Here is a 7,182-nt window from a genome sequence, read left to right as displayed (position 1 = left end):
CTGGACGGAGACCCGGCATGACCACCACACGCACAACCACAACCACCACCACAGACACAGGCACGCCCACACCCACGCTCACCACCCCGTCCCTCGACATCCGGCAGGAAGTCAAGCGGACCATCACCGTCCGCCCGGGGATGTGCGGCCCCAACTCCCTGTTCCAGGGCCAGCTCGGCGACTGGACCTGGGAGACCGTCAGCGCCCTGTGCGGCACCGACGTCTTCGCCGCCAGGGACACCGCCGGCAACCCCACCTACCTGGCGTTCTACTACTTCCGGGTACACGGCAGCCGCACCCTGCACCAGGGCGCGCTCACCTTCGGCGACCGGCTGACCGTCACCTCCGGCTGCTACGACCAGGGCAGCGAATCGGTGCTCACCCTGCACCGGCTGGACCGCACCGGCACCCCCGGCGCCGACCGGCCGCTGGACCTCGCCGAGTTCTACGAGCAGCCCCGCGAAGGGTCCCTCTACGTAGAGAACTTCAACCGCTGGGTCACCCGCAGCACCCCCGGCAGCAACCAGGACCTGGTCAAGGCGTCCCCGCCCGACTTCCGCCACGAGGGGCTGCCGGCCCTGCCGGTCCGCTACTCGCCGCGCGCCGTCTACCGCCGGGCCCGCAGCGAGCACACCTTCCGCGACCGCGCCGACCGCGGCTACCGGCCGCTGCCCGGCCTCGGCCTGGTCGAGCACCCGGTCGACCTCACCCGGGACGTCAACGGCGTCGGACTGCTCTACTTCGCCTCGTACTTCGCCCTTGCCGACAAGGCGGCCCTCGCCCTGTGGCGGCAGCGCGACCGGTCCGACGCCGCGTTCCTGCGGCGCACCGTCCTCGACCAGAAGATCTGCTACCTCGGCAACGCCGACCTCGACTCCGTGCTGGTGCTCAGCGCCACCTCGCGGGTCAGCACCACCGACCCCGGCGACGAACTCACCGACGTCGTCATCCGCGACCGCGGCACCCACCGCGTGATCGCCGTCAGCACCCTGCACACCGTCCACGACCCCGAGGGGGAAGCAGCATGACCCAGACACCGACCGTCCACAGGGCCGCGACGGCGGAACTGGTCCGCGCGGTCGTCACCGCCATCCTGCCCGGCATCGACCCCCAACTCGTGGGCGGCAAACGCCACTTGAAGGATCTGGGGGCGGACTCCGTGGACCGGGTGGAGATCATCTCGGAGCTGATGGCGCGCACCGGCACCGACGCCCCGATGTCCGCCTTCAGCGAGCTGCCCGACATCGACAGCCTGATCGACTTCCTGAGCGGAGCCCAGCGATGACCGCCACCGCCGGCGCCACCGCCGGCGCCACCGCCGGTGCCGCCGACCGGACGGCCTACGGCATCGAGGCGCTCAACGCCTGGTGCGGCCTCGCCAGGATCACCACCGCCGACCTCTTCGCCGGCCGCGGCCTCGACCCGGCCCGCCTCGACAACCTCATGATGACCGAACGTTCCATCGGCCTGCCGATCGAGGACCCGGTCACCAACGCCGTCAACGCCGCCCGCCCACTCGTCGACGCCCTCCCGCCCGAGGAACGCGACCGCATCGAACTGGTCGTCACCTCCACCGAATCCGGCGTCGACTACAGCAAATCGCTCACCTCCTACGTCCACGAACACCTCGGCCTGAACCGCCACTGCCGCCTCCTGGAGGTCAAACAGGCGTGCTTCGGCGCCACCGCCGCCCTCCAGACGGCCGTCGGCTACCTGGCGTCCGGTATCTCACCCGGCGCCAAGGCCCTGGTCATCGCCACCGACGTGGCGGTCGTCGACGAGAAGGCCGAGTACTCCGAACCGGCCGCCGGACACGGCGCCGTCGCACTCCTCCTCGGCGACGACCCGCGCGTCCTCGCCCTCGACCTGGGCGCCTTCGGCAACTACAGCTACGAAACCCTCGACTCCGCCCGCCCCTCGCCCCGCTTCGACATCGCCGACGTCGACCGCTCCCTCTTCGCCTACCTCGACTGCCTCAAGCACTCCTACGCCGACTACGCCTCACGCGTCGTGGACGTCGACGTCACCACCGACTTCGACCACCTCGTCATGCACACCCCGTTCGCCGGACTGGTCAAGGCCGGCCACCGCAAGCTGATGCGGGAGCACGGCGCCGCACCGCACACCATCGACGCGGACTTCACCCGCCGGGTCGCCCCGTCCCTGGTCTACCCCAGCGTCGTCGGCAACCTCTGCTCCGGCTCGGTCTACCTCGCCCTCGCCAGCCTGCTGGACTCCGGCGCCCTCACCGGCCCGCGCCGGATCGGCCTGTTCTCCTACGGATCCGGCTGCTCCTCGGAATTCTTCAGCGGCGTCGCCGACGAGCGCTCCGCCGCCGCGGTCGCCGCCCAGGGCATCAAGGCCCACCTGGACCACCGCGCCCGGATCACCTTCGACGAGTACCTGCGGATGCTCGACCACAACCTCCGCTGCCTGGAGCCGGTCCAGCACCGCACCATCGACCCCGAGCCCTGGGAGCCGATCCTCGCCCGGGTCGCCGACCGCAAGGAGATCCTGACGTTCACCGGCGTCAAGGACTACCACCGCCAGTACGCCTGGCGCTGAACTCCCCCTGCCCATAAGGAGATTCACCTTGTCCGGCTCATGGATAGCGGGACGGGCCGACCCCGCCGGCTCCGCCCCGCGGCTCTTCTGCTTCGCCCACGCCGGCGGCGGCGGCGCCTTCTTCCACCCCTGGCGCACCGCACTGCGCCCGCACGTCGAGGTCTGCCCCGTCGTCCTGCCCGGCCGCGAGAGCCGCGGCCGGGAGGCCCCCTACACCCGTATGGGACCGCTCATCGAGGACCTCGCCGACGGCCTGGCGCCCTACCTGGACCGCCCCTACGCCTTCTTCGGGCACAGCCTCGGCTCGATCGTCGCCTACGAGACCGCCCGCCTGCTGCGCGACCGCGGCGCCACCGGCCCGGCCGCCCTACTGGTCTCCGGCCGCCGCGGCCCGTACGCCCCCACCGACCGGCCCGCCGTCCACCACCTGCCCGACGAGGAGTTCCTCGCCGAGGTCACCGGGCTCGGCGGCACCCCACCGCAGGTCCTGCGCCAGCGCGAACTGCTGCGACTGTTCCTGCCCGCACTGCGCGCCGACTACGAACTGAACGAGACCTACCGGCCCGCCCCACCGCCCGCGCCCGCCCTCACCTGCCCGGTCTTCGCCTACACCGGCGACGCCGACCCGCTCGCCTCGCCCCACCAGGTCGCCCGCTGGCGCGAGGTGACCAGCGGCGACTTCCTGCTACGGGTCCTCCCCGGTGACCACTTCTACCTCAAGGAGGCCCCCGACGGCCTGATGACCGCCCTCCGCACCGCCCTGTCCACGGTGCACCGGGAATCGACCACCGCTCAACGACCCCTTCGTACGGTCGGGACCTGAGCTTCGGGTCGATCGCCCTGGGGAGGCCACATGAACCCGTCGTCGCACGTCTCCGCTCCCGCCGGATTCCGCGCCCGGATGCACGGCGTGCTCTACAAGGACTCGGTGCGGGCCTCCACTGTGACGGTCGACCGCAACCAGAACGCCTACAGCTGCGGCGACCAGGACCGCAACGTCTACTACGTGGAGAGCGGCCAGATAAAGACGGTGATGTTCTCCCGCTCCGGCAAGGAGTGCCTGCTGCGGATCTACACCCCCGGGGACCTCTTCGGGGAGCTGTGTTCGCTCGGCGGCGTCCGCGCCGAATCCGCCACCGCGATGCGCGACAGCATCGTCCGCAGAGTGCCCTACGGGCAGTTCCTCACCGCCCTCACCGAGGAGGGCCTGGTCGACGCGTTCATCAACCACCTCACCCGGCGGCTGGCCGAACAGCAGCAGTCCATCACCCACCTCGTCACCGTCGACAGCGAACAGCGCCTGGGTGAGATCCTGCTGGACCTCGCCCGCAAGCTCGGCAAGGGCGACCGGCAGCGGTCCCGCATAGAGGAGCGGATCACCCACGAGGAGCTGTCCGGCATGGTCGGCACCACCCGCTCCCGCGTCGGCCACTTCCTCAAGCACTTCCGTGACGTCGGCCTGGTCGAGGTCACCCCCGAATCCCACCTGGTCGTCGACCAACGCCGGCTCGCCGCCTACCTGGAGACCCGGTCCGCCTAGACAGGAGCAACCATGCGCGTCCTCTTCGCCACCAACCCGCACATCGGCCACACCTTTCCGACCATCGCGCTGGCCTGGGCGCTGCGCTCCGCCGGGCACGAGGTCCTGCTCGCCACCACCGGCGACGGGCTGACCGCGGCCGGCGCCGGCCTCCAGGTCGCCGACGTCGCCCCCGACTGCGATATGGCCGCACTCCGCACCACGATCGCCGCCGAATGCCCCGACATCGTCCGCCAGCTCACCGAGAACCCGCCCCGCGACCTCAGCCTGATGTCCGTGATGTGGGCCCGGATGGCCGCCGGCGAACTCGGCGACGGCACCGTCAAAGTGGCCCGGGACTGGCGGCCCGACCTCGTCGTCCACTCCCAGATGTGGAGCGCCGGCACCCTGGCCGCCGCCGCGCTGGGCGTCCCCGTGGTCAGCCACGGTTACGGCTTCGCCCGCAGCGGCGCCCTGGAGACCGCCCAGTTCACCGACCACATGGCCGACGCCCGGGAACGGCACGCCGCCGGCCGACTCCCCGCCCGCCTGGTCCTGGACGTGGCACCGCCCAGCATGGTCACCCCCGAGCCCGGCGGCCGCACCGTGCGCTACGTCCCCTACAACGGCGGCGGCGTCCTCCCGCCCTGGCTGCTGGAGAACCCCGGCCGCCCCCGCATCGCGGTCACCCTGGGCACCATGGCGCCCAAGCTCACCGGCCTCGGCCCGGTCGAGCACCTGCTCCGCCACGCCCCCGACGTAGACGCCGAGTTCGTCCTCGCCCTGGGCGACATAGACATCAGCTCCCTCGGCGACCTCCCGCCCAACGTCCGCCCCTGCGGATGGCTGCCGCTCGGCGCCCTGCTGCCCACCTGCGCCGGCATCGTCCACCACGGCGGCGCCGGCACCACCATGACGGCGGCCGGCGCCGGCGTCCCGCAGCTGATGCTCCCCGACGGCGCCGACCGCCACATCAACGCCGACGCCGCCACCGCCCGCGGCCTGGCCCTGGCCGCAGCGCCCGAAGACCTCACCCCCGACCTGCTGCGCCGCCTGACCGAGGACGACAAGCTGGCCCACGCCGCCGCCGAGGTCCGCACCGAGACCGAGGCCCTGCCCGGCCCGGCGGACCTCGTCCCCGACCTCGTCCGGTTCGCCACCGCCTGACCCGGCGGCCCCGGCCCCGCCCCACCCACCCAGCCATCACGAGGTGACAACCCCATGTGGGACCAGCAGTTCGAGCAGCTCGTCCGGGACCGCCTGCCCGGCCTCGACCCCGGCACCCCGCTCACCGCGGACCTCTCGCTGCCCGCCTTCGGCCTCGACTCCATGGCCACCGTCGGCCTGATCGTCGCCCTGGAGGAGACCTACGGCCTCGCGCTGCCCGAGACCGTCATCGCCCCCGCCACCTTCGCCACCCCCGGCGCCATCTGGACGGCCCTGCGGCCGCTGATCACCGCCGCCGGCAGCGGAGTCGGCCGATGACCGCGGTCGCCCCGCACACCCCCGTCAAACGCCTCCACCACTGGTTCCTCGACGGCCTGGCCCGCAACCCGCACGGCACCGCACTGCGCCTCAACGACCGCCGCTGGACCTACGACGAGGCCGACCGCACCGCCCGCTCCTGGGCGGCGGCCCTGCACACCGGGCCCCGCCCGCCCCGCCGCGTCGGCATCCTCGCCGCCAAGTCCGAGGAGAGCTACCTCGGTTTCCTCGCCGCCCTGTACGCGGGCGCCACCGCCGTCCCCCTCAATCCCGAGTACCCGGTCGCCCGCAACCAGGGCATCGCCGCGGCCGCCGCCCTCGACGCCCTCATCGTCGACCCGGCCGGCGCCGCGCAACTCGACGCCCTGGCCGCCGCCGTCCACCCCGCCGTCGTCCTCGCCCCCCGCCACGACCGGTGGGCCCCCGCCGCGGCCGGCACCCCCGTCCGCGTCCCCGACCCCGCCGCCGACCACCCGCCCGCCACCGGCCCCGACGACGGCCTGGCCTACATCCTGTTCACCTCCGGCTCCACCGGCCGCCCCAAGGGCGTACCGATCCGGCACGGGAACATCTCCGCCTTCCTCACCGCGACCCTGCCGCGCTTCACCTTCGGCCCCGACGACACCTTCGGCCAGGTCTACGAGCTCACCTTCGACCTCTCGATGTTCGAGGTCTGGGCAGCCTGGGCGTCCGGTGCCTGCCTGACCGTCCTCAACCGCCTCCAGGCCCTCAACCCCCGCCGCTACCTCCGCGACCACGGCATCACGGTGTGGACCTCCACCCCGAGCCTGGTCGCCGCGGTGCGCACCCGCGACCTGCTCCGCCCCGGCGACCTGCCCGGCCTGCGCCACACGGTCTTCTGCGGCGAGCCGCTACCGGCCGAGAACGCCGCGTACTGGTGCACGGTCGCCCCCCGCACCGTCCTCGACAACCTCTACGGCCCCACCGAACTCACCGTCGCCTGCACCGGCCACCGCTGGGCCCCGGCCACCGACGCGACCACCGGCACCGTCCCGATCGGCCGGCTCAACGCCGGCCTGCGCGGCCTCCTCCTCGACGAGGACGGCCGCACCGACGCCACCACCGGCGAACTCTGCGTCACCGGGCCCCAGATGTTCGACGGCTACCTCGACCCCGCCAACGACGCCGGCCGCTTCCTCGACCACGACGGCCACCGCTGGTACCGCACCGGCGACCGGGTCCGCCGCACCGCCGACGGCGGGCTGGCCCACCTCGGCCGCAGCGACGGCCAGGTCAAGATCCAGGGCTACCGCATCGAACTCTCCGAGGTGGAACGGGCGGTGCGCACCGCGGCCCCGCAGACCGAGGCCGCCGCCTTCGCCGTCCCCGGCCCGGCCGGCCCGGTGCTGGTCGCGTTCGTCCTCGGCGAGGACACCCCGGACCTGACCGCACTCGCCAAACGGCTCGCCGAACTCCTACCGCCCTACATGCTCCCCAAGCACCTGTGGGCGCGGCCCGACCCGCCGCTCAACCCGAACGGCAAGACCGACCGCCTCCGCCTGCGCGAGGAGGCCGCCGAGCGGATCTGAACAACGCGGCGTGGGGCGGACCGGGTCTTCCGGTCCGCCCCACCGGCGCGCACCCACAACGGA

The 7,182-nt window shown here is 72.9% G+C and carries 8 protein-coding genes; all 8 read left to right on the top strand.

Translation table 11 applies throughout. The features are described 5' to 3' along the window. Window positions 1–17: 17 nt before the first annotated feature. The 8 genes from ACFVT2_RS11040 to ACFVT2_RS11005 are packed head-to-tail and all read left to right on the top strand — an operon-like array spanning window position 18 to window position 7,119. Window positions 18–1,028: an LnmK family bifunctional acyltransferase/decarboxylase gene (locus ACFVT2_RS11040; RefSeq protein WP_390015062.1), complete on the top strand. Its 1,011-nt coding sequence runs from the start codon at window positions 18–20 to the stop codon at window positions 1,026–1,028. Then, window positions 1,025–1,285 (top strand): acyl carrier protein, encoded by a 261-nt coding sequence (locus ACFVT2_RS11035; RefSeq protein ID WP_390015060.1) that lies wholly within the window; start codon window positions 1,025–1,027, stop codon window positions 1,283–1,285. Before ACFVT2_RS11040 ends, ACFVT2_RS11035 begins: the two co-directional genes overlap by 4 nt. Beyond that, window positions 1,282–2,565, top strand: a complete 1,284-nt coding sequence (locus ACFVT2_RS11030; protein WP_390015057.1) for a hydroxymethylglutaryl-CoA synthase family protein — start codon at window positions 1,282–1,284, stop codon at window positions 2,563–2,565. The genes ACFVT2_RS11035 and ACFVT2_RS11030 overlap by 4 nt, the downstream gene beginning before the upstream one ends. A 28-nt stretch (window positions 2,566–2,593) precedes the next feature. Beyond that, a complete protein-coding gene (locus ACFVT2_RS11025; protein ID WP_390015054.1) occupies window positions 2,594–3,388 on the top strand; it encodes a thioesterase II family protein in 795 nt (264 codons plus the stop codon). 30 nt (window positions 3,389–3,418) lie between these two features. Next, window positions 3,419–4,105 (top strand): Crp/Fnr family transcriptional regulator, encoded by a 687-nt coding sequence (locus ACFVT2_RS11020; RefSeq protein WP_390015051.1) that lies wholly within the window; start codon window positions 3,419–3,421, stop codon window positions 4,103–4,105. A gap of 12 nt (window positions 4,106–4,117) precedes the next feature. Then, on the top strand, window positions 4,118–5,251 hold the full coding sequence (locus tag ACFVT2_RS11015; protein WP_390015048.1) for a nucleotide disphospho-sugar-binding domain-containing protein: 1,134 nt from the start codon (window positions 4,118–4,120) through the stop codon (window positions 5,249–5,251). A 54-nt stretch (window positions 5,252–5,305) separates the two neighbouring features. Further along, complete coding sequence (locus ACFVT2_RS11010) at window positions 5,306–5,569, top strand: acyl carrier protein (RefSeq protein WP_390015046.1); 264 nt, start codon at window positions 5,306–5,308, stop codon at window positions 5,567–5,569. After that, on the top strand, window positions 5,566–7,119 hold the full coding sequence (locus ACFVT2_RS11005) for an amino acid adenylation domain-containing protein (RefSeq protein WP_390015044.1): 1,554 nt from the start codon (window positions 5,566–5,568) through the stop codon (window positions 7,117–7,119). The genes ACFVT2_RS11010 and ACFVT2_RS11005 overlap by 4 nt, the downstream gene beginning before the upstream one ends. The last annotated feature ends 63 nt before the right edge of the window (window positions 7,120–7,182 follow it).

This window comes from Streptomyces sp. NPDC058000 (assembly GCF_042886435.1).
Classification (GTDB): Bacteria; Actinomycetota; Actinomycetes; order Streptomycetales; family Streptomycetaceae; genus Streptomyces.
Note: the sequence above shows the minus strand (reverse complement) of the source record. Positions and strands in the feature narration are given on the sequence as shown.

Coding starts and splice junctions, on each gene's coding strand:
- ACFVT2_RS11040 (WP_390015062.1), top strand. CDS start 18: ATGACCACCACACGCACAACCACAACCACCACCACAGACACAGGCACG.
- ACFVT2_RS11030 (WP_390015057.1), top strand. CDS start 1,282: ATGACCGCCACCGCCGGCGCCACCGCCGGCGCCACCGCCGGTGCCGCC.
- ACFVT2_RS11005 (WP_390015044.1), top strand. CDS start 5,566: ATGACCGCGGTCGCCCCGCACACCCCCGTCAAACGCCTCCACCACTGG.
- ACFVT2_RS11035 (WP_390015060.1), top strand. CDS start 1,025: ATGACCCAGACACCGACCGTCCACAGGGCCGCGACGGCGGAACTGGTC.
- ACFVT2_RS11020 (WP_390015051.1), top strand. CDS start 3,419: ATGAACCCGTCGTCGCACGTCTCCGCTCCCGCCGGATTCCGCGCCCGG.
- ACFVT2_RS11010 (WP_390015046.1), top strand. CDS start 5,306: ATGTGGGACCAGCAGTTCGAGCAGCTCGTCCGGGACCGCCTGCCCGGC.
- ACFVT2_RS11015 (WP_390015048.1), top strand. CDS start 4,118: ATGCGCGTCCTCTTCGCCACCAACCCGCACATCGGCCACACCTTTCCG.